This is a genomic window from Tistrella bauzanensis (assembly GCF_014636235.1).
Classification (GTDB): domain Bacteria; phylum Pseudomonadota; class Alphaproteobacteria; order Tistrellales; family Tistrellaceae; genus Tistrella; species Tistrella bauzanensis.
Window position 1 is genome coordinate 27,615 of record NZ_BMDZ01000033.1, and the last position, 18,548, is coordinate 46,162.

16 protein-coding genes are annotated in these 18,548 nt (G+C 68.8%); 8 read left to right on the top strand and 8 right to left on the bottom strand.

Going from position 1 to position 18,548, the window contains the following annotated elements; genetic code table 11:
- Positions 1-5 precede the first annotated feature (5 nt).
- The 4 genes from IEW15_RS14180 to IEW15_RS14195 all read right to left on the bottom strand — a co-directional run bounded on the left by IEW15_RS14180 (position 6) and on the right by IEW15_RS14195 (position 3,961).
- Positions 6-1,409, bottom strand: a complete 1,404-nt coding sequence (locus IEW15_RS14180; protein ID WP_188579017.1) for an L-serine ammonia-lyase — start codon at positions 1,407-1,409, stop codon at positions 6-8.
- A gap of 88 nt (positions 1,410-1,497) precedes the next feature.
- Positions 1,498-1,986 (bottom strand): hypothetical protein, encoded by a 489-nt coding sequence (locus IEW15_RS14185; protein WP_188579019.1) that lies wholly within the window; start codon positions 1,984-1,986, stop codon positions 1,498-1,500.
- A gap of 5 nt (positions 1,987-1,991) precedes the next feature.
- Entirely contained in the window at positions 1,992-2,828 is an 837-nt protein-coding gene (locus tag IEW15_RS14190; RefSeq protein ID WP_188579021.1) for a DUF3100 domain-containing protein, read from the bottom strand.
- A 215-nt stretch (positions 2,829-3,043) separates the two neighbouring features.
- On the bottom strand, positions 3,044-3,961 hold the full coding sequence (locus IEW15_RS14195; protein ID WP_188579024.1) for a LysR family transcriptional regulator: 918 nt from the start codon (positions 3,959-3,961) through the stop codon (positions 3,044-3,046).
- A gap of 214 nt (positions 3,962-4,175) precedes the next feature.
- Between IEW15_RS14195 and IEW15_RS14200 the strand changes: the two genes are divergently transcribed.
- The 4 genes from IEW15_RS14200 (at position 4,176) to IEW15_RS14215 (ending at position 10,907) form a co-directional block, all read left to right on the top strand.
- Positions 4,176-5,042: an NAD(P)-dependent oxidoreductase gene (locus tag IEW15_RS14200; protein WP_188579026.1), complete on the top strand. Its 867-nt coding sequence runs from the start codon at positions 4,176-4,178 to the stop codon at positions 5,040-5,042.
- A gap of 28 nt (positions 5,043-5,070) precedes the next feature.
- Positions 5,071-6,627 carry an aldehyde dehydrogenase family protein gene (locus IEW15_RS14205; protein ID WP_188579028.1) on the top strand — a complete coding sequence of 519 codons (1,557 nt, stop codon included), beginning with the start codon at positions 5,071-5,073 and terminating at the stop codon, positions 6,625-6,627.
- A gap of 211 nt (positions 6,628-6,838) precedes the next feature.
- Complete coding sequence (locus IEW15_RS14210) at positions 6,839-9,733, top strand: LodA/GoxA family CTQ-dependent oxidase (protein ID WP_188579076.1); 2,895 nt, start codon at positions 6,839-6,841, stop codon at positions 9,731-9,733.
- Between the two features lie 82 nt (positions 9,734-9,815).
- On the top strand, positions 9,816-10,907 hold the full coding sequence (locus IEW15_RS14215; protein WP_188579030.1) for an NAD(P)/FAD-dependent oxidoreductase: 1,092 nt from the start codon (positions 9,816-9,818) through the stop codon (positions 10,905-10,907).
- Positions 10,908-10,927: 20 nt separating this feature from the next.
- Here the strand turns inward: IEW15_RS14215 and IEW15_RS14220 are convergent, their stop codons facing one another.
- Positions 10,928-12,109: an MFS transporter gene (locus IEW15_RS14220; RefSeq protein ID WP_188579033.1), complete on the bottom strand. Its 1,182-nt coding sequence runs from the start codon at positions 12,107-12,109 to the stop codon at positions 10,928-10,930.
- A gap of 187 nt (positions 12,110-12,296) precedes the next feature.
- On the opposite strand from IEW15_RS14220, the gene IEW15_RS14225 reads away from it, so the two are divergent.
- Positions 12,297-13,697, top strand: a complete 1,401-nt coding sequence (locus IEW15_RS14225) for an aminotransferase-like domain-containing protein (protein ID WP_188579034.1) — start codon at positions 12,297-12,299, stop codon at positions 13,695-13,697.
- A 27-nt stretch (positions 13,698-13,724) separates the two neighbouring features.
- Here the strand turns inward: IEW15_RS14225 and IEW15_RS14230 are convergent, their stop codons facing one another.
- Genes IEW15_RS14230 through IEW15_RS14240 form a run of 3 tightly spaced genes read right to left on the bottom strand, consistent with a single transcriptional unit; the run spans position 13,725 to position 16,018 of the window.
- Positions 13,725-14,252, bottom strand: coding sequence for an ureidoglycolate lyase (locus IEW15_RS14230; protein ID WP_188579037.1), 528 nt, complete (start codon positions 14,250-14,252; stop codon positions 13,725-13,727).
- An 8-nt stretch (positions 14,253-14,260) separates the two neighbouring features.
- Entirely contained in the window at positions 14,261-15,277 is a 1,017-nt protein-coding gene (gene alc / locus IEW15_RS14235) for an allantoicase (protein WP_188579040.1), read from the bottom strand.
- 57 nt (positions 15,278-15,334) lie between these two features.
- Complete coding sequence (locus IEW15_RS14240) at positions 15,335-16,018, bottom strand: FadR/GntR family transcriptional regulator (protein ID WP_188579042.1); 684 nt, start codon at positions 16,016-16,018, stop codon at positions 15,335-15,337.
- A 266-nt stretch (positions 16,019-16,284) separates the two neighbouring features.
- On the opposite strand from IEW15_RS14240, the gene IEW15_RS14245 reads away from it, so the two are divergent.
- From IEW15_RS14245 to IEW15_RS14255, 3 genes are all read left to right on the top strand, one after another.
- A complete protein-coding gene (locus tag IEW15_RS14245; protein ID WP_188579077.1) occupies positions 16,285-17,091 on the top strand; it encodes a transporter substrate-binding domain-containing protein in 807 nt (268 codons plus the stop codon).
- Positions 17,092-17,163: 72 nt separating this feature from the next.
- Positions 17,164-17,898: an amino acid ABC transporter permease gene (locus IEW15_RS14250; protein ID WP_188579044.1), complete on the top strand. Its 735-nt coding sequence runs from the start codon at positions 17,164-17,166 to the stop codon at positions 17,896-17,898.
- Positions 17,891-18,541, top strand: a complete 651-nt coding sequence (locus IEW15_RS14255) for an amino acid ABC transporter permease (protein WP_188579046.1) — start codon at positions 17,891-17,893, stop codon at positions 18,539-18,541. The genes IEW15_RS14250 and IEW15_RS14255 overlap by 8 nt, the downstream gene beginning before the upstream one ends.
- Positions 18,542-18,548 lie beyond the last annotated feature (7 nt).

Consider the following 18,548-nt stretch of genomic DNA (forward strand, 5'->3'; position numbering starts at 1 on the left):
TCCTGTCAGCAGACCGGCACGTTGACGGCAAGGCCGCCCAGGCTGGTTTCCTTGTATTTGCTCTGCATGTCGTGGCTGGTCTCCTTCATGGTGCGGATGACCGTGTCCAGCGACACCACATGGCTGCCATCGCCGGCCAGCGCCAGCAGTGCTGCATTGACCGCCTTCACGGCACCCATGGCATTGCGTTCGATGCAGGGGATCTGGACCAGTCCGCCGACGGGATCGCAGGTCATGCCCAGATGATGTTCCATGGCGATCTCGGCGGCGTTCTCGACCTGCGCCGGGCTCGCCCCCATCGCGGCGGCAAGCCCGCCGGCGGCCATTGAGCTGGCCACGCCGACCTCACCCTGACAGCCGACCTCCGCGCCGGAAATCGAGGCGTTGAGCTTGTAGAGCATGCCGATGGCGGCTGCCGTGAACAGCATGGTGTCGGCGGCGGCCTCGCGGCCCCGCTCGTCGCCGCCGATGCCCGAATGGCGCAGAAGCCAGGCCAGCACCGCCGGGATGATGCCGGCGGCACCATTGGTGGGCGCGGTGACGATGCGGCCGCCGGCGGCGTTTTCCTCGTTGACCGCGATCGCATAGGCCGATAGCCGTTCGAAACCATCCAGCGCCGGCAGGGCATTGGCGCCGGCGCGTTCGGTCAGCCGGCGGGCCAGATCGGCGGCGCGCCGCCGGGTCAGCCGGCCGGGCAGCGGACCGTCGGTCGCAAGTCCGCGATCGACCGCGCCCAGCATGGCCGCCTTGATCGCCGCCAGCCGGCGCGCGGTTTCGGGTGCCCCCCACAGCGCATGCTCGTTGCGGCGCACGATCCCGGCGATATCGATCTGATGGTGCCGTGTCAGGGCCAGCAGCTCGGCGGCACTGCTGAACGGCAGCGGCAGGGCGCCGCGATCGCCATGAACCGGCGCATCACCGGCGGCGGCATCGGCCTCAGTGGCACTGATCACGAAGCCGCCGCCGATGGAATAAAAGCTGTCGCGGGCAATCTCGGCGCCGCCTGCGTCGCGGGCGATGAAGGTCATGCCGTTGGTGTGATGGGGCAGGGTGTCCTTGCGCCGCCAGACCAGATCGGTGTCGGGGTCGAAGCTGATCAGCCGCCGGCCCAGCGCCGCCAGACGTAGCGATTGCCGGACCCCCTCGACCAGCCCGGCGATCAGGTCGGGATCGACGCCGTCGGGCGTTTCACCGGCAAGCCCCAGGATGATCGCGGTATCGGTGGCATGGCCGCGGCCGGTGAGGGCAAGCGAGCCATAGATCTCGACGGTGATGCCGGCCACGGCACTGAAGCGGCCGTCGCGGTCCAGCGCATCGAGAAACCGCCGTGCCGCCACCATCGGGCCCACGGTATGGGAACTCGACGGGCCGATGCCGATCTTGAACAGGTCGAACAGGCTGAGCGACATGGGGGGCGCTTCCGACGGAGGATGGCGCCCGGACGGCAATGCCCGGGCGCCATGACGCGTGGATCATGACTAAGGATGTGGGAACCGGTCAGGTCCAGGCCAGCATCAACTCGGCGATCAGCACCGAGCCCAGATAGGTGCCGAAGAACACCATCACCGCCACCACGGCCAGTTTCCAGCCGGATGTCTTTGCGGTGGCGATTTCCTCACGCGCGATGGCGAAGCCGGCATAGGCGAGGGTGGGGGTGGTCAGGGCCAGGAAGTCGATCGCCGTCACCTGCGCCACCACCCAGTCCGATCCGGGCACGAAGGGCAGGGTGACGGCCATGCCGACCAGCGAGATCCAGGCGACGCTGGGCAGATAGAACGGCATGATCCGGGTCAGCACCAGCCCGGCCATGCAGATGGCATAGAGCACCACCATGCCGGTCAGGTTGTGCAGGAAGCCGACCTGGTGATTGACCGCATTGACCACCAGATCGATGGCGCAGATCACGATCAGCACCAAAGCGTGATCGACGAGGTTGAGCTTGCGCTCATCAGGGGTGGCCGGGGCCTGAAGGGTGGTATCGGACATCGGTCTCACTCCCCGGCTTCGGCGGCGCGGCGCGCCGTGGCATCGTCACGGCCGCGGGCCATGACATAGAGCTTCTCGACCATCGGCAGGGCGATGAACAGCCCGGCATACAGCCCGGTCGCATAGGTCAGCAGGTTGGATGCCGCGGCCAGCGCCACCAGTTCATCCTTCATGGCGGGCAGCGCCGAGGCCAGCGCGCCGGTGCAGGCGGCCATCATCGAACCCGAGCCGACGCCGCAGGCCATGGCCAGCGCCCGTGGATCGAACCAGCCGGCGGTGGCGAAGACCGAGGCCAGGATGGCGAAGATGAAGGTGCCGAACAGGGTGCCGATGACATAGACCCCCATCACGCCGGTGCCTTCAGGCGATTTCAGGGTGTAGCGGTCGGCGATGATCGCGATGTTTGGCTCGCGCGCGATCGAGAAGGTGGCGCCGATCGACTCGCGGCCCAGCTTCAGCACCCAGACCGCGATCGGAAACGCGATCAGCACCGTGCCCAGATTGCCCAGTTCCTGAAGCAGCAGCGCCGGGCCGGCGGCGATGATCTTGTCGATGGCGGGGCCGATGGTGGTGCCGAATTTGGCGATGAACGGCATGATCGCGATCACGATCAGCGGCGAGGCGGCCTTGACCTCACGCGTACCGATCAGCCGGGCGGCCGGCTTGATGATGTTGGGGTTCAGCAGCGCCGCCATCACGAAGGCATAGAGCAGCGGCAGCAGCAGGATGGCGCCGATCCCGATCGGAATGCGCTGGATGCCGATCAGCTCGGCGATGATCGCCAGCACCAGCACGGCAAGATGCAGCCGCCACAGCTGCATGGTTTCTTTTACGACGGACATGTTGCGTCCCCCCGGCGGAATGGAGGTTACCGCCCCGGACATGGCCGGGGCATGACGTGGCCTTCCCAGGCTCTGCGCGTTATTTGTCGGGCCGGCCGGCGCGCAGGCCGGCCGGCCCTTGTCATCCCCCCAGAATCAAAACCGTGACACCGGACGGCAAGCACTTTAATCACACGCAGCCGTTGCCGCAGCGGCAACGGCTGGCGATCCACGGCTCACATGGCCTCGGCGCCGAAGGCCTCCATCCGTGCCGCCATCAACTCGGCCACCGCCCGCACGGCGCCGGTGCGCGGCCGGCCGCCGCGAACGACGATCCGCGACGGCACATGCGCCAGGGCGGGATCGGAAAGCGGCACGGCGCTGACCTCGCCACGGCGGAGCTGGCGCGACACGGCGAAGGCCGGCAGATAGGTGATGCCGCAGCCGGCAAGCACGAAATGCATGGCCACATTGATCGAGTCGGTGACCAGGGCCGGCCGGATGCGCAGGCCGGATGCGGCCTCGGCGCCGGCGATCAGCTTGCGCACGCCGAAGGTTTCGGCCAGCAGCGCCGCCTTCATGTCCAGGGTTTCGACCAGGGTGCAACTGGACCGGCCGGCCAGCGGATGATGCGGTGGCACCAGCACGCAGAGCGGCTTTTCCGCTTCGGCCAGCACGTCGAGTTCGGGCAGGCGCGGCGGGTTGAACACCAGGCCGATATCATAGGCGTCCTTCAGGATGCCGTTCATCATCCGGTCGGTGCCGCCGACATCGATCGATAGCTGGACATCGGGAAAGGCCGTGCCCAGCGCCGCGACCGCATGGTGCATCATGTCGACCACGAAGCCCTCGCCGGTGATGACATGGACCCGGCCGGCGATGCCGCCCTTGGCCGCCGCCAGTTCGGCCGCGAAACCGTCATCCAGTTCCAGCCGGCGGCGGGCATGACCGGCGACCAGCCGGCCGGCCTCGGTGAAGCGGATGCCCTGCTTGGTGCGTTCCATCAGCAGCACGCCCAGATCGGCTTCCATGCCGGCGATCTGACGGCTGATCGCGGAAGGCGCGATGTGCAGGCCGTCGGCCGCCGCCCGGATCGATCCGGCCTCGAACACCGCCAGGAAATAGCGCAAGGGCTTGTCGTCGATCCTGAGCATCGCCCGGTCTCCACCTTGTCAGTTTGCGTCGCCAACCGTTGCCATAACGGCAACGCGGCGTTCCGGCAATAGCGCTTGAGCGGCGATTTGCCGGCTGCGCATGCTGAGCCGGTGGCGGATGCGGATTGTGAAGATGATGGCATGGTGACGGCAAGTCGTCGCGCCTTGCCCGCAAACGACCGCGAATAGCGGGTTCAGTTCAGGGAGCAGTGACATGACCGACAGGCAGGTGGCCGTGATCGGGCTGGGCAATATGGGTGCCGCGATGGCGGAAACCCTGGCGCGCGCCGGCTTCGCCGTCACCGGATACGACCCCGGCCCCGGGGCGCGGGCGCGGGCCGCCGCCGCCGGTATCGCGCTTGCCGACAGCCCGGCCGCCGCCTTTGCCGCAGCACCGGTGGCCGTGCTGTCGCTGCCGATGGCGCGTCATGTCGAAGTGGTGCTGACCGGCGATGACGGGCTGATGGCGGCGGGGCTGGCCGATCGTCTGGTGATCGACACCACCACGTCGGAACCGGCGGTCACCCGCCGGCTGGCGGCGATGCTGGCGGATGCCGGTCATGCGCTGGTCGATGCGCCGGTGTCGGGTGGACCCGCCGGCGCCGCCGCCGGCACGCTGACCATGATGGTCGGCGGTGCCGCGGCGGATATCGCCCGCGCACAGCCGGTGCTGGATGCGCTGTCGGCGAAGCTGTCGCTCTGCGGCGATGTCGGCGCCGGCCATGTCGTCAAGCTGGTGAACAACCTGCTGTGTGCCGCCCATCTGCTGACTGTGTCGGAAGCGGTGCGCATGGGCGTGGCGGCGGGGGTCGATGCCGAGACCCTGATCGGTGCGTTGAATGCCGGATCGGGCCGCGCCGGCGTCTCGGAGGTCAACTTTCCGCGCTGGATTCTGTCGGGCCTGTTCGACAGCGGCTTCACCATGGGGCTGATGCGCAAGGATGTGGGGCTGGCTCAGGCGCTGGCCGGCGATACCGGCACATCCATGCCGCTGCTCGATGTCGCGGCCCGGCTGTGGCGCGACAGTGCCGATGCGCTGGGCGATGACGAAGACTTCAACCGCATCGCCGCCCTCGATTGATCGCGTTCTGAAACCGGAGACCCATGTCATGCGCCCCGACGATACCCTGCCCGAGATCCGGGCGATCTTCACCCGTCTGACCGGATCGGAGACCTTCGGCAGCTTTGTCGACGGCCGGATCCTTGCCGGCACCGGCGACGCCCTGGACCTTGTCGACCCCGCGACAGGCCGCATCGTGGTGACGCTGGCCGATGGCGGCGCCGATGTCGTCGATGCGGCGGCAGAGGCCGCGCGGGCCGGGCAGCGGGTGTGGGCGGCGCTGACCCATGCCGCCCGTGGCCGCGTGCTGTGGGCGGCGGCCGTGGCCATACGCGCCCGGCTGGACGATCTGGCACGACTGGAAAGCCTGACCGCCGGCAAACCCCTGGCCGACACCCGCGCCGAGGCGCTGAAGGTGGCGGAGATGTTCGAATATTATGCCGGCTGGGCCGACAAGCTGCATGGCGCGGTGATCCCTGTGCCATCCGGCCATCTGAACTATACCCGCTATGAACCCTATGGCGTGGTGGTCCAGATCACGCCCTGGAACGCGCCGCTGTTCACCGCCGGCTGGCAGTTGGCGCCGGCGCTGGCCACCGGTAATGCCGTGCTGCTGAAGCCGTCGGAGCTGACGCCGCTGTCATCGGTGGCGCTGGGGGCGATCATCACCGCAGCCGGTGTGCCGGCGGGGGCGGTGAACGTGCTGGTCGGTGCCGGCCATACGGTGGGTGCCGCGGCGATCGCCCACCCGGCTTGCGCCAAGGTGGTGTTCGTGGGATCGCCCGCGACCGGCGCCCGCATTGCCGCCCAGGCGGCCATGCGGGTGGTGCCGACGGTGCTGGAACTGGGCGGCAAATCCGCCAACATCGTGTTCGACGATGCCGATCTGGACCGGGCGGTGCTTGGCGCACAGGCAGCGATCTTCTCGGGCGCCGGGCAGTCCTGTGTGGCCGGGTCGCGGCTGCTGGTGCAGCGCCGGGCGTATGACCAGGTGGTCGAGCGGCTGGCCGATGCGGCGGGCCGGATCGCGATCGGCGATCCGCTGAACCCGGCGACCCGGATCGGGCCGATCATCAGCGGCGCCCAGCACCGCCGGATCGGCGATCTGGTCGCGGCCGGCCTGGCGGATGGCGCCGTGGCGGTGGCCGGTGGCGGCCGGCCCGCCGGGCTGGACGACGCGCGCCTCGCCGGCGGCTTCTTCTACGCGCCGACGGTCCTGGCCGGGGTGTCGAATGTCATGGCGGTGGCGCGTGAGGAGATTTTCGGCCCGGTGGTGTCGGTCATGCCGTTCGATGACGAGGACGAGGCGGTGGCGATCGCCAATGACAGCCGCTTCGGGCTGGCAGGTGCTGTGTGGACGCAGGATGTGGCCCGCGCCCATCGGGTGGCGGCGGCGGTGAATGCCGGCACCTTCTGGATCAACGGCTACAAGACCATTGGCGTCATGTCGCCCTTCGGCGGGTTCGGAGAGAGCGGCTATGGCCGGTCCAGCGGCTATGAGGGGCTGCTGGAATATGTGCGGGTGAAAAGCGTGTGGGTGGAGACTGCCGCTGCACCGGCAACCGGCTTCGGCTATGCGCCGCAGGCCGAGGGATCCATCACCTGACGCGGCAGTACGGCTGTCAGAAATCATTGCTATGGTTGTGGCATGCGTCACAATAGGTGACGAATGTGTCTCCGGGTGAACCGGAGCAACCAGGGTGGGGAGAGCAGCCGTGACCGATCATCTGAAGGATGCCGCATCCGGCGCCAGCATTGGCGCCGGGGCGACAGCCGCCGTCGATTGTGCGACCGATCCGGTGGGATCGCTGGTCGACATGTTCGTCAATATCGTGCAGGGCGGACGGATCGCCAAGGGCCAGTGCCCGGCGCTGCGCCCGGTGTTCCTGAAGCCGCATGGCGTGGCGGCGGGCCGGTTCCGCATCCGGCCCGACCTGCCCGAAGATCTGAAGGTGGGCCTGTTCGCCGGCACCGAATATCCGGCCTGGGTGCGGTTTTCGTCCGACACCCTGCCGACGATCAGCGATTACAAGACGACGCTGGGCATCGGCATCAAGCTGTTCGACACCCCGATCCCGAAGATCTTCGGGGCGCCGACCGAAACCACCTTCGACATCATTCTTCAGAACTTCGACGTGTTTTTCGTCAACACCGCCCGCGATATGTGCGAATTCACGCGCGCCGGCGTGATCAATGGCGATTATGGTCCCTATCTGGAGGCACACCCCGAAACTGCGCGGATGCTCGACGAGATGGCAAAGCCGGTGGCAAGCTGCCTGGGCAGTGATTACTGGAGCGGCGTGCCCTTCGCCTATGGCCCCGGCCGGTTCGTGAAATATAAGCTGGAAGCGGCGATCGATGCCGATCCGCTGCCGGAACGTCCGGCCGATCCGACCTATCTGGCCGCCGATCTGGAAGCGCGGCTGCGCGCCGGCGAGGCGAGCTTCCGTTTCATGGTCCAGTTCCGGACCGATCCGGCGCTGATGCCGCTGGACGAGGCGACCGTGCGCTGGGACGAGGCCCTGAGCCCGCCGGTGCATGTGGCCGACCTGATCCTGCCCGCGCAGGACATCACCATACGTGGGCAGCCGGCCTATGGTGAAAATCTGTCGATGAACATCTGGCGGGTGACCGCCGACCATACCCCGCAGGGGTCGATCGCCGAGGCGCGGCGCGATGTCTATGCCGCGTCGGCCGACCAGCGCCGCAACGCCAATGGTGTGGCCTTGGGCGAGCCGTCGGTGCCCCGGCCGCTGGTGCAGGTGGCGCCGGCGGTCGACAGCGTGGTGGTGCGCGCGGCCGTCCACCCCGGCATCGGTGTTGCCCGGATCGGCGATGCGGCCGAGGCCTGGTATATCGGCCCCGAGGTGGTGGGGCCGGTGCCCGAGGCGCCGGGCTTCTATCGTGACGAGACCGGCGCCATCAAGCGCCAGGCGGCGCAGTTCCGGATCTATGGCTATAACGCCGCCGGCCAGGTGGTGCGCGAGTTGACCGCCGAGAATGCCGACATCACCTGGACCGTGCATCCGGCCAACAAGAAGGCCGCGTGGTATCAGTTCCAGGCGGCGCTCGACATTCCGGACGCGGTGACCATGACCGTGCCGCGCCGCAACCCCGATGTGCCCTTCGCCGATCGCGGGTCGCTGGTCATCGATCCGGGGCCGCGCAGCATCAGCGGCGTGTCGGTGTCGGGCGGGCCGGAACATGCCTTCGATACCGGCAGGTTCAAGGACGTGGTGGTGCCGCTGGGCGAGATCCGCACCGACGCGGCCGGGCGGCTGATCTTTCTGGGCGGCCGGGGCGTGTCGGCATCACCCTCGGGCGCGCCGGTCTATCGGCCGGAAGACCCCAACAGCTTCAACAATGCCAATGACTGGTATGACGATATCTCGGACGGGCCGGTCACGGCGGCGGTGACCATTGATGGCCGTCCGCTGCCTGTCGACCCGGCCTGGGTGGTGGTGGCGCCGCCGAATTACGCGCCCGACATCATCTCGTGGCGGACGCTGCACGACCTGTTGAGCGACATGTATATCGACGACGGCCGCCTGCCCATGCCGGAGGTGATCTCGTTCACCCGCGACGTGCTGCCGGTCTTGTCGCGGCTGTCGAATCTGCAATGGGTGAACAAGGGCTTCGCTGCCATGTTCGGCAAGGGCGGTCCGCTGGATTTCGACGATCCGGCGCTGATCGACCGGCTGGCCCAGGTTCCCGGCGCCGACGGCGAGGATCCGTGGATCGAACTGCGCCAGGTGGTGTTCAACGCCTTCCGGCCGGCCGACACGCCGGTGAACGAGCAGCGGCTGTGGCCATGGCTCTATGGCGATGCCTTCGGCTCGTTCTCGAAAGCGTCGCCGGGCAACAACCTGCCGCTGTCGCGGGTGCGCGAGGCCATCCTGCGCCGCTGGGTGGAGGGGCATTTCGTCGATGATCGCGCCAGGGCCGGTCCGCCGCCCGCCACCATCGCTCAGGTGCCGCTGGCCGACCAGCCGGCGATGCTCGACAAGGCGGCGCTGCACTACTGCCTGGCCGACGCTTTCCATCCGGGCTGCGAGATGACCTGGCCGATGCGTCATGGCACCATGTACATGTCGCTCTACCGGCTGCGTCACCGGCCGGCCGGCGCGGTGGAACCCGATTACGGCAAGACTCTGGACCAGCAGATCGCGCTGGCGCCGGGCGGGCCGGTCTATGATCAGGGACCGGGTGACATCAGCCGCTGGATGGCGTTGCCCTGGCAGGGGGATACGGCGTTCTGCCGGTCGGGTTACGACATCGCATACGACCCCTATCTGCCGTCGTTCTGGCCGGCACGGGTGCCCAATCAGGTGCTGACCGAAGAGGTCTATGATCTGGTCACCAACCCCGATATGCCGCGCGACCAGCGGGTGGCCGCCTTCCAGACCCGCGCCGGCTGGTTGCGGGCGCTGACTGGCAGCGTCGCCGAGGTGATGGACGAGATGATCGCCCATTTCGGTGCGATGGGCATTGTCGAGGCCCGGCCGGGGGTTGACGGCGACCCGGACCTGCCGGCAGTGATGTATGTGGAAACCCTGGCCGGCGGCCGGCTGAAACAGGCGGCGGAACAGGTGGCACGCTTGCGGCTTGCGGCCGGTCCGCGCAATCTGTCGCGTGCCGAACGCGCAGGCTGGGCAAGCGAGGAACAGTTGGCCGCGTTCAGAAGCATCCGCGTGCGCCATACCGACGATTGAGGATGGCGACCCGCCACCGGGAATGGATGACAGCCGATTGGACGACCACCTGACCGCTCCCGGCAACCATGCCGATACTGCCATGCCCGCGCCTGGGGTCGATGTCCTGGTCGCGGGTGCCGGCCCCGCCGGGGCGGTCGCGGCCCATGCCCTGGCGCGGGCCGGGCTGTCGGTGACGATGGCCGACCGCGTTCAGACCGCGCCCAAGATCGGCGAGGCGCTGCCCGGTGCGGCCCTGCGTCTGTTGCGGGCAGAAGGCCTGCCGGTGCCGTCCGATGCAGCGGGGCACAGGCCGGTGCGGGGCAACTGGTCGGCATGGTCGACGCCGGATCTGGTGGCGTCGGATTTCCTGCGCAGCCCCGACGGCCCCGGATGGCGGCTGGACCGTCTGATCTTCGACGACGATCTGCGCCGCGCGGCGCGTGCTGCCGGCGCCGGGTTCAGACGTGCCGCCGTGCGCGATCTGATCCGCCTGGATGACGGCGACTGGGGCGTGGCCTTCAGCGACGGCGGCCCGCCGCTCAAGGCGCGCTGGCTGGTGGATGCCACCGGCCGCAGGGCGGCGATCGCCCGCCGGCTGGGGGCGGCACGGCTGCGCGACCGGCAGTTGATTGCTCTCTATGGCCGGTTCAACGCCATTGCCGGGGCCATGTCCGACCCCGGTTTCGACCGGACGGTGATCGAGGCGGTGCCGGAGGGATGGTGGTATGCGGCGCGCATGCCCTCTGGCGCCGTTCTGGCATCGCTGCACACGACGGCACCGGTGGCGGCGCGGATGCTGGCCGATCCTCTGCTGTGGCATCAGGCCCGGCTGGCGACCCGGCATCTGTCGGCGTTGACCGGTCATGCCGGGGCGGATGAGGCCCTGGCAGCGCCGGTCGGCTGTGATGCCGGCGGCGCCCGGCTGGACAGCGTTGCCGGCGATGGCTGGCTGGCGATCGGCGATGCCGCCCAGGCCTTCGATCCGCTGTCGGCCCAGGGCCTTCTGTCGGCGATGCATGGCGCCCTGACCGGCAGTGCCGCGGTCGCGGCGGCGCTGGGCGGCGATCACGGCGGGCTCGACCGCTATCAGGCCGGGCAGGATGAGGTGCGGCGGATCTATCTGGACCGGCTGGCCAGCCATTATCGCGGGGCGGCGCATCGTTTCCAGGGCGGGTTCTGGGACGGTTTGTAAGCGCGGGCAGGTGGCAGCCGTCAGCGTGGGGAGGTTCTGGCCGACAGGCCGCACAGAACCAGCACGGCCATGACCAGCGCCGCGCCGAAGCCGCCCAATGCGACCTCCTGCCCTGCCAGATCGGCGATCCGGCCGGTGACGATGACCGGCAGGCTGAACCCCAGATAGGCCAGCAGATAGAAGCCGGCCGTGGCACCGGTCGCCGCCCGACCGGAGCGGATCAGAACCCCGGCCAGCCCGCCCGCATGCACCAGACCATAGCAGGATGTCGCGGCCAGCGCGGTGCCGGTGAACACCGCCCAGATCCGGCCGTCGAGCGCGCCCCAGGCGATGAGCGCATAGGCCGGGATCAGGATCAGCAGGCCGCGGCGGATGGCTGCCTCCGGCGTCATGCGCCGGGCGGCCGGCACGGCCAGGATGCCGGGCACGATGACCAGAAAGGTGGCGAGGCCGGCATAGCTGTCGAGCCCGGCGCGGGCGAGGGTTGCCGGCAGCACGGCGATGACCACGCCCACCACCGCCCAGGCGACGAGAATGGCGAAGCCGAAGGGAAGGGTGCCGGCAGGAAAGGCCGGCCGGCGCAGCATCGGGGCATCGGGCCTGCGGCCGGCCCCCTGCGGCAATCCGGACACCGCGAGCAGAGCGAGGCCGGCGAGCACCGGATAGGCCAGGACGGTGAGCGGCCGTATCCAGGCCAGCGGATCGACGATCAGGCACAGCGCGGTCATCGCGGCGCCGAACCCGAAGCCGAAGGTGGTGGCGACGGAGACCCTGGCGGCAATCCGGCGCGGATCGGTGCCGGGGGCGAATTGCGCGGTCATGAAGGCGGGGGCAAGCGTCGATGTGGCGGCGACGGCGATGCCGAGCAGCGCGCGCGACAGGCCGAGTGCCGCAAGCCCCGGCCGGGCGATGACGATCAGATCGGCCAGGACGGCGAGACCCAGCGCCAGGCTGAGGGTGCGCCCGCGCCCCAGCCGGTCGGGCAGCCCGGCGCCGGCGAGCAGCATCGGCAGCGCGCCGCCGACATAGGCCGCGAAGGCAAGCCCTGCCGCCCCTGAGCCCAGGCCGTCGGCCATGGCATAGCGCGCCGCCAGCGGTGTGTGCAGATTGGCGGCGGTGGTGACGGCCATCAGGGCAAGCGCCAGCCGCGCGGGCGAGCCGGCGCGGGTCGTGGCATGGCGTGCGGACAGATCGAGGGACATGGCGCGGGCTCCGGATTGCGGCCGACATGGCCGCGACCGCCATTTGCGGCCGACATGGCCGCGACCGCCATGCTGCCGCCGGCCGGGCCGTGGCGACAGGCACGGCGCCGCGCGGATCGCCAGTTCCGTATCCATCAAATGACAGGTACAGTGAACGCTGCCCCCAGGCGATGCGAGGCCATGCCGGATGACGCCGGATATCGACCGCAGCCGGCCCGAGCCGCTGGCCGATCAGCTAGTTGCCGCCATCCGCCGCTGGATCGAGGCGCGTGGACCCGATGCGGCCGCCGGTGCGGCGCTGCCGTCGATCCGTCGTCTGGCGGTGGATGCGGGGGTGAGCCGCAACACGGTCATCGAGGCCTATGACCGTCTGGTGGCCGATGGCCGGATCGTGGCGCGGCCCGGCGCCGGTTTTCATGTCGCGGCACCGCCGGCGCCGCTGCCCTCGGCACCGCCCGATGCCGAGGGGGTGGGCGCGGTCGCGGGCCGGATCTGGCGGCTGTATGACGACCGGCCGGCCTTGCTGCGCCTGGGCGGCGGACGCCTGCCCGACGACTGGCACGATACCACCGAGCTTGCGCGCGCGATCCGCCGTGTGGCCCGCGAGGGCGGCCGGGCGCTGATCGATTACGGCACACCGCTGGGGGAACCCCGGCTGCGCCAGCTGGTGGCGCGGCGGCTTGAGCGGCTGTCGGTGCCGGCGGGGGCGGACAGGGTGATGCTGACCACGGGCGGCAGTCAGGCGCTGGACGTGGTGGTGCGGGGATTGACCCGGCCCGGCGATGCCGTGCTGGTCGAGGATCCGGGCTATCATAACCTGTTCGGGCTCCTGCGGCTGCAGGGTGTGCGCATGCTGGGCGTGCCGCGGCGGCCGGAAGGCCCGGATCTGGCGGTGCTGGAGGATCTGGTCCGCGCCCACCGCCCGCGGCTGTTCATCACCAACACGGTTCTGCACAACCCGACCGGATCGACCACCTCGGCCACGGTGGCGCACCGGCTGCTGCACCTGGCGGCGGGCCACGACCTGACCATCGTCGAAGACGACATCTATGCCGATTTCGAAGACGGGGTGCCGTCGGTGCGGCTGGCGGCGCTGGACGGGCTGGACCGGGTGGTGATGGTCGGCAGCTTTTCCAAGCCGCTGTCATCGGCCCTGCGGGTGGGTTATATCGCCGCCGATCCCGGATATCTGCGGCGCTTCGTGGACGTGAAGATGCTGACCAGCGTCGCCTCGTCGCGCTTCGCCGAACAGGTGGTGGCCGTGATGATCGAAACCGGCGCCCTGCGGCGGCAATCCGACGCGCTGTGCCGCCGGCTGGCGCTGCGGCGGGCGGCGCTGCTGCCACGGATGGCGGCGGCGGGATGGGAGATCTTCACCCGCCCCGCCGGCGGCATGTTCGTCTGGGCGCGCCACCGCAATGTGGCGGATGCGGACGATCTGGTACAGGCGGCGGAAGCCCGGGGCATCGGGCTGGTTTCGGGCGCCGTGTTCCGGCCGGATCTGGCCCCCGGCCCGTGGTTGCGGATCAATCTCGCGGCGGCCGGTGATCCGGTGGCGCAGCGGTTTCTGGATGCCCCGGTGTCTTGACACCCGGGCGTCCTGAGCTGCGGTGGATCAGAGATCCTGCGGCAGCAGCAGCGGGCCGGTGCCGGGCTCGAACACGTGTTCGCCCAGATTGCAGCCGGGGCCTTTACGGTCCACCACCAGCAGATGGCCCGTATCGAGCACGGTGAGGGGCAGATGCCAGGTGCCGCGCCGATAGCTGACACCCTGGCGGCCGTCGGAGATGAAGGCCTGAAGATTTTCCGGGCGCGGGCGCGGGTCTTCGGCCGGACCGACCACCACGATGAAGCGGCAGCGGTTGAGCGGCATGAACGCCTGACTGCCCAGGGGATGGCGTTCCATCACCTCGATCACCAGCGGCAGGCTGACCGGTTCATGGGCGAAGAACAGGCTGAGTGCCGCATGTCCCGCCGGGTCGGTTTCCACCAGGGCCAGGCTGTCATGACGCAGGCAGGTGCCGCCATTGATCGCAATCGGCGTGCGGCCGGTGTCGCCGGCGTCGATGACGTCGCCGAACGGCAGGAAGTCGGCGCGGGTCAGCCGCCGCGGCCGCAGGATGCTCCGTGGGAACGTATGCATGCAAACCATCACTCCACGGCGCAAGGCGTGCCGAAGATACGCAGCCGATTGACGCCGCCGTCGGGGAAGATGTTGAAGCGGATATGGGAGAGGATTGCCGGCGCATCGGGTTCGAAGCCGTGGAAGGCATCAGGACCGAGCTTGCGGGAGGTCAGGACATCCGCCCAGAACAGGCTTTGCGGCACACATGCCGCATCCGCCATCCGGGGTGCCATCACACCCTGCACCGAGCAGGTGTCAGGATAATTACCCTTGAACCTGCGCGTGTCGATTTCAATAAATGCAACCCTGCCCGGCGTTCCCAGACGGATGATGCACCAGTCATGCCCCGGCTCGCGCCGGCGGCGGGTTTCCCAGCCATCTTCCATGCGCTCGCCCAGCCCCGGCAGCAGCAGGTGGCGCGGATCGCCGTAATGGGCGTCGTTCCAGGCGATCGCGCGCGCGCCGCCAAGGGCCGATGACAGTTCCACCAGCCCGTCGGCGCGTGGGGCGGGCAGGCTGGCGGGGCGGCCATAGACCCTGAGCCGGGCAACGCCGCCATCGGGGAAGATGTCGAGCTTCAGATGGGTCCAGGCACGGCCGTCCGCGGCAGCGATCACGGCGGCATCAGGCATGAAGGCGTTGCCGGCATCACCCTTCAGGGCAGACGGCGCCAGGATGCGCCGCCAGCGTGGATCATCGGCGGCGGGTGTTTCGGCGACGCTGTCGCCGGCCAACGCCCACAGGCCGGCGGCGGCGGGAAAATTGCCGGTGAAATGGCGGGTGTCGATCTCGATCGCGTCGATATGGCCGGGGGCGGCAAGCGCCAGCACGCACCAGTCATGCCCGTCATCGCGCCGGCGCCGGCTTTCCCAGCCATCCATCCATTTGCCGTTGTCGTCGTATTTGCCGGGAACGAACACCGGCGGCGCATCGTCGATCAGCCGGTCCAGCGCCCCGAAGAAATCGTCGGAACAACTGAGCGTGCGGGCACCGAGGGCGCGGGAGGCGAGGTTGATGGCGGCGGTGGGCGCGAAAATCGGCATCGGATCGGCTTCCGGCTTGATGGGGGCACATGATCGAAGGGCGGATGGGTGGCGACGTTAGGGCCGCAGCACGCCCACGCCCGCGCGGGTGGCGGCGCTAAGGATGTGGCGGTGCATGGCGTCGCGCGCGCCTTGCGGGCTGCGGGCGCGGATCTGGGCCAGGATGCGTTCATGTTCATCCAGCGGCGCGCGCACGCCCTCGCGGTTGGCAAAGGGGATGCGGCGGGTTTCAGCCAGCATCGGCCCAGCCGGCCGCATCGCCGCCGGAAACAGCGGGTTGCCGGCCGAGACCAGCAGGCGCTGGTGGAAATCGCCATCCGCCTGGGCCGCGCGCACCAGATCGCCATCGGTGATGGCGGCGCGCATCTCGGCCACGGTTTCGGCCAGGCTGTCGAGTTCGGCATCATGCGCGGTCAACGCCACCAGCCCGGCGACGAAGGGCTCGATCGCCAGGCGAAGTTGATAGACGCGCGCCGCATGGTCGTGCCGGTCGCCACGCGGACCCGGCGTGGTGTCATCGGCGGACGGATCGGCGACGAACACGCCCTTGCCAGCGCGCACCCGCACCAGCCCCAGGGTTTCCAGCACGGTCAGTGCCTCGCGCAGCGACGCCCGGCTGACGCCGAGGCGTTCGGCCAGGGCGCGCTGTGCGGGCAGGGCCGCGCCGGGGGCCAGTTCACCGGCCAGAATCATTCGCTGAAGTTGGCCCGCGACGTATTCGGGGACGCTGTCTCCGGCCAATTTTGGTTCCTTTGGCTGGACCGGTCAGACCAGTTAGACCGGATATTTCAGGCGAAGAATGTCCTGATTTTCTGGGCTTTGCAAGCGGATGCCGCAGATGGCATCGATACTTGCCTGAAAAATTCGCATTGACTCATGCCCCAAATATAATCACGCTCAAAACATGAGCAGCGGACAGGGCGCTGCGATGCACCGGGCTCGTCGGGGCCTGGGATCTTCAGGGATGGGGGATGTCGATGTCGGGTCGGTTCAAGGCAGGGATGATGATGCGTCGCCGTGGCGTACTGGGTGCGATGGCCATGGCGGCGGTGATGGCCGCGACCGGTGTCGGTTTGGTGACCGCGAGCGCGCCGGCCGCGGCGGCCGGCCTGGACACGATCCAGGCCATGGGCGTGCTGCGGGTGGCGGTGCCTCAGGACTTTCCGCCCTTCGGATCGGTCGGCCCAGATATGGCGCCACGCGGCTATGACATCGACATGGCGCGGTTGATCGGTGAGGCGCTGGGCGTGAAGACCGAACTGGTGCCGGTGACCAGCGCCAACCGCATTCCCTATCTCACCACCGACAAGGTCGATCTGGTGATTTCCAGCCTGGGCAGGAATCCTGAGCGCGAGGCGGTGATCGATTTCACCGACGCCTATGCGCCGTTCTACAACGGCGTGTTCGGCCCGGCCGATCTGACCGTGGCGGGGCCGGCGGATCTGGCCGGCCACACCATCGGCGTCACGCGCGGCGCGATCGAGGATCTGGAACTGACCAAGGTGGCGCCGACCGATGTCACCATCCGGCGCTATGAAGACAATAACGGCACCATTCAGGCCTTCCTGTCGGGGCAGGTGGAGCTGGTGGCGACCGGCAATGTGGTCGCGGCGGCCATCCTTGAGCGCAACCCGCGCACCCGGCCGGAACCCAAATTCCTGATCAAGAATTCGCCATGCTATATCGGCGTTGCCAAGGGCGATACGGCGCTGGTGGCCAAGATCAACGAGATCATCGCCGCCGCCAAGGCCGATGGCCGGCTGTCGAAGATTTCTGAAACCTGGCTGGGCGCGCCGCTGCCGGCCGATCTCTGACCGTCCGGCTTCCGACTCCCGGCTCTCAGCCCCGGCTCCCCCGCGCCAGCGCCGCTCGAAGGGCGATGCCCCATGGCCTATCGCTTCGACTTCACGCCCATCCTGACCTATGCCGACGTCCTGGTGCGAGGCGTGGTGCTGACCATCGAGTTGATCCTGGTCGGCGGTGTCGTCGGCGTGCTGCTTGGCATCGCCTGCGCCTATGCCCGGGCTGAACGCGTGGCGGTGTTCAGCCAGCTGGCCGGGATCTATGTCGAGCTGATCCGCAACACGCCGTTCATCGTGCAGCTGTTCTTCATTTTCTTCGGCCTGCCCGCCGCCGGTGTCAGGCTTGGCGAGGTGGAAGCGGCGATGCTGGCGATGGTGATCAATCTGGGGGCCTATTCGACCGAGATCATCCGCGCCGGCATTCAGGGCGTGCCGGCCGGCCAGCGCGAGGCGGCGGCCAGCCTGGGCATGACCCGGATCGAATGCTTCCGCCACGTCGTGCTGGTGCCGGCGCTGCGCAAGATCTGGCCGGCCTTGTCCAGCCAGATCGTCATCGTGATGCTGGGCTCGTCGGTGTGTTCGCAGATTGCGGCGGAGGAACTCAGCTTCGCCGCAAATTTCATCCAGTCCCGCAGTTTCCGGGCGTTCGAAGCCTATCTGGTGGCGACCGCGATCTATCTGGCGCTGGCGATCGGCACGCGCGCGCTGCTGAAACAACTGGGTGACCGCCTGCTCTATGGCGCCAACCGGCGTGCCGCCTTGGCCGCGCGACGGGCCGCCACCACCGCGGCCGCATCCGGAGGTGCCGTCCATGGTTGAATTCGGCACGCTCGACATCCTGCGCAACCTGCTGGATGCGGCGATCTGGACCGTGGTGCTGTCGCTGATCGCCTTTGCCGGCGGCGCGGTGGCGGGGCTGGTGGCGCTGTTCGCGCTGGTCTCGGGCAGGCGATGGCCGGCCGGTATCGCCCGCGGCTATGTGGAGCTGTTCCAGGGCACGCCGCTGCTGATGCAACTGTTCCTGGTGTTCTTCGGCCTGCCGCTGATCGGTATCGAGGTGTCGGCCTGGAGCGCCGCCGTGCTGTCGCTGGTGCTGTTCACCGGCGCGTTTCTGGCCGAGATCTGGCGCGGCTGCGTCGAGGCGGTGCCAAAGGGCCAGGACGAGGCGGCACGCGCGCTCGCGATGTCCTATGCCGAACGGATGCGCTGGGTGATCCTGCCGCAGGCGCTGAAGATCGCGATCCCGCCAACGGTGGGTTTCTCGGTTCAGGTGGTCAAGGGCACGGCGTTGACCTCGATCATCGGCTTCGTGGAACTGGCCAAGGCCGGCACCATGATCGCCAATGCCACCTTCGATCCGTTCACGGTCTATGGCTTTGTCGCGCTGATCTATTTCGCCCTGTGCTTCCCGCTCTCGATGCTGGCCCGCCGGCTTGAAAGGACACTCAATGTCGCACGCTGACACGATG

What these genes read in the sequence shown, in the direction of transcription:
- IEW15_RS14180 (WP_188579017.1), bottom strand. Translation starts at nt 1,409, where the DNA reads ATGTCGCTCAGCCTGTTCGACCTGTTCAAGATCGGCATCGGCCCGTCG.
- IEW15_RS14185 (WP_188579019.1), bottom strand. Translation starts at nt 1,986, where the DNA reads ATGTCCGATACCACCCTTCAGGCCCCGGCCACCCCTGATGAGCGCAAG.
- IEW15_RS14190 (WP_188579021.1), bottom strand. Translation starts at nt 2,828, where the DNA reads ATGTCCGTCGTAAAAGAAACCATGCAGCTGTGGCGGCTGCATCTTGCC.
- IEW15_RS14195 (WP_188579024.1), bottom strand. Translation starts at nt 3,961, where the DNA reads ATGCTCAGGATCGACGACAAGCCCTTGCGCTATTTCCTGGCGGTGTTC.
- IEW15_RS14200 (WP_188579026.1), top strand. Translation starts at nt 4,176, where the DNA reads ATGACCGACAGGCAGGTGGCCGTGATCGGGCTGGGCAATATGGGTGCC.
- IEW15_RS14205 (WP_188579028.1), top strand. Translation starts at nt 5,071, where the DNA reads ATGCGCCCCGACGATACCCTGCCCGAGATCCGGGCGATCTTCACCCGT.
- IEW15_RS14210 (WP_188579076.1), top strand. Translation starts at nt 6,839, where the DNA reads ATGTTCGTCAATATCGTGCAGGGCGGACGGATCGCCAAGGGCCAGTGC.
- IEW15_RS14215 (WP_188579030.1), top strand. Translation starts at nt 9,816, where the DNA reads ATGCCCGCGCCTGGGGTCGATGTCCTGGTCGCGGGTGCCGGCCCCGCC.
- IEW15_RS14220 (WP_188579033.1), bottom strand. Translation starts at nt 12,109, where the DNA reads ATGTCCCTCGATCTGTCCGCACGCCATGCCACGACCCGCGCCGGCTCG.
- IEW15_RS14225 (WP_188579034.1), top strand. Translation starts at nt 12,297, where the DNA reads ATGACGCCGGATATCGACCGCAGCCGGCCCGAGCCGCTGGCCGATCAG.
- IEW15_RS14230 (WP_188579037.1), bottom strand. Translation starts at nt 14,252, where the DNA reads ATGCATACGTTCCCACGGAGCATCCTGCGGCCGCGGCGGCTGACCCGC.
- alc (WP_188579040.1), bottom strand. Translation starts at nt 15,277, where the DNA reads ATGCCGATTTTCGCGCCCACCGCCGCCATCAACCTCGCCTCCCGCGCC.
- IEW15_RS14245 (WP_188579077.1), top strand. Translation starts at nt 16,285, where the DNA reads ATGCGTCGCCGTGGCGTACTGGGTGCGATGGCCATGGCGGCGGTGATG.
- IEW15_RS14250 (WP_188579044.1), top strand. Translation starts at nt 17,164, where the DNA reads ATGGCCTATCGCTTCGACTTCACGCCCATCCTGACCTATGCCGACGTC.
- IEW15_RS14255 (WP_188579046.1), top strand. Translation starts at nt 17,891, where the DNA reads ATGGTTGAATTCGGCACGCTCGACATCCTGCGCAACCTGCTGGATGCG.